We start from the raw sequence: 1,941 nt of genomic DNA on the forward strand, positions 1-1,941 counted from the left end.
GCTGTCCGGAACCCGCGCCGACTGCGCCACGTTCACCGCCAAGGGCTCGCGCCAGGCGGCGTCACGGTACAGGCGATAAGGGATCGGCCGGGCCTTGGCGTCATCGCTGGCCAGGAAGCGTACCTCACCGACACCGCCATGCTGGCCGCCGTCGACGCGCACTTGGTAGGGGGTGTCGGGGTTGCATTCCAGGCGCGGCGGGCGCTGACCAAGCAACGCACCCGCAAGCGGCGCATCCGGGCCATCCAGCCGTGCGGCGGCGCCCAGGTCGATCTGCCCCAGCGCCTGCGCACCGGCATCGCGAGTCTGGTTGACCAGCATGCAGCCGCGCTGCACCAGTACCCGTACTTCCACCAGGAAGTCTGCCGCCATGGCACTGCCGCTCAACAACAGGCCCAACAGCGCGGCCAGGAAGCGTTCCGTCACCTCGTTATCCTTATCACTTTATGCTGAATTTGAGCGTAGCAGCGAGACGCCAGTATTGCGGCGGCGCCAAGCCGTTTTTTTGTGCTAGCAACAAAGCGATAGCCCCTTCGAAAAAAAAACCGCAACGCGCCGAACCCCTCTGCCTCCTCGTGCCTCCAATAGCCAAAGGCCGGTGTCCGCGTGGATATTCTGGTAGGGTGTATCACCATCATCCTGCCTCAGACTCATGCGGCAAGCATGGACCGACATGACAGGAGCGTTTTCATTGATGACCGCAGACAGCACGCTTGCCCAAGCCGTGGAGCGTTGTGCCCTGGAACCGATCCAGGTGCCAGGCAGCGTCCAGCCGCATGGCTTCCTGCTGGTGCTGGACGAAACCGATTTGCGCGTGCTGCAGGCCAGCGAGAACGTCGAACAGTGGTTGGGCATACCCGCCAGGGAACTGATCGGCTACCGCTTCGCCGATCTGGTCAGCGACGCCTTCGACCTGCGCGGGCACCTTGCGCGGCTACCGGAAGACGAAGCGTTCCCGTTCCATATCGGCGACGTGCACCTGCGCCAGGGCGCGCCATTCAGCGCCCCGCTGCATCTGCTGGCGCACCGTCACGACCAGGTCCTGATTACCGAATTCGAACCCCCGCGCCTGCCGGCAGACCTGGCCGGGCAAGGTGACTACTACCCGCTGGTGCGCAGCTTTGTCAGCACCGTGCACCTGGCGGGCAGCCTCGAAGAACTGCTGCAGCAGACGGTGGTGCAACTGAAGCGCATCACCGGCTTCGGCCGGGTCAAGGCCTACCGCTTCGATGCCGAGGGCAACGGCCAGGTGCTGGCCGAAGTGGCCGACCCAGGCTACCCCAGCTATCTGGGCCTGTGCTTCCCGGCCTCGGACATCCCGCGCCAGGCGCGCGAGCTGTACCGGGTCAACCGCATCCGCGTAATCGAGGATGCCAACTATCAGCCTTCCCCACTGCTGCCCGCCGCCAACCCGCGTACCGGCAAGGCCCTGGACATGAGCTTTGCCGCACTGCGCAGCGTGTCGCCGGTGCACCTGCAGTACATGCGCAACATGGGCACCCTGGCTTCGATGTCGCTGTCGATCGTGGTCGACGGCAAGCTGTGGGGGCTGGTGTCGTGCCACCACCAGCAGCCGCGCACCGTGGACTTGCGCACGCGCACCGCCAGCGAACTGCTGGCCAGCGTGCTTTCGTTGCAGATCGAATCGCGAGAAGCCCACGCCAGCACACGCAAGCTGCTGGACCTGCGCCAGCACATCGTGCGCATGATCTCGTCCATGGCCGACCACGACAGCGTCGGCGACGGCCTGCGCGAGCTGCCCGACGTGCTGCTGGCCTTCGCTGGCGCCCAAGGTGCTGCGGTGATCTCGGCCGAGCGTTGCGACCTGTTCGGCAAGACCCCGCCCGCTGCGCAGGTGACGGCACTGGTGCACTGGCTGGGCCAGCGTGGCGAAGAAGGCGTGTTTCAGAGCGACAACCTGCGCCGCGACATCGACGAGCT

Annotated in this window: 2 protein-coding genes; one reads left to right on the forward strand and one right to left on the reverse strand. The window is 65.7% G+C overall.

Annotated features, from left to right (window positions below):
* The coding region (locus tag HP546_RS29665; RefSeq protein WP_172233267.1) for a spore coat U domain-containing protein at positions 1-426 on the reverse strand (426 nt) is incomplete at its 3' end.
* Between the two features lie 268 nt (positions 427-694).
* Between HP546_RS29665 and HP546_RS29670 the strand changes: the two genes are divergently transcribed.
* Positions 695-1,941, forward strand: a 1,247-nt coding sequence (locus tag HP546_RS29670; protein WP_172233281.1) for a GAF domain-containing protein, incomplete at its 3' end; no start/stop codon positions are given.

Origin of the sequence: Pseudomonas sp. CM25, from assembly GCF_013179705.1 — a bacterium.
Lineage (GTDB): Bacteria > Pseudomonadota > Gammaproteobacteria > Pseudomonadales > Pseudomonadaceae > Aquipseudomonas.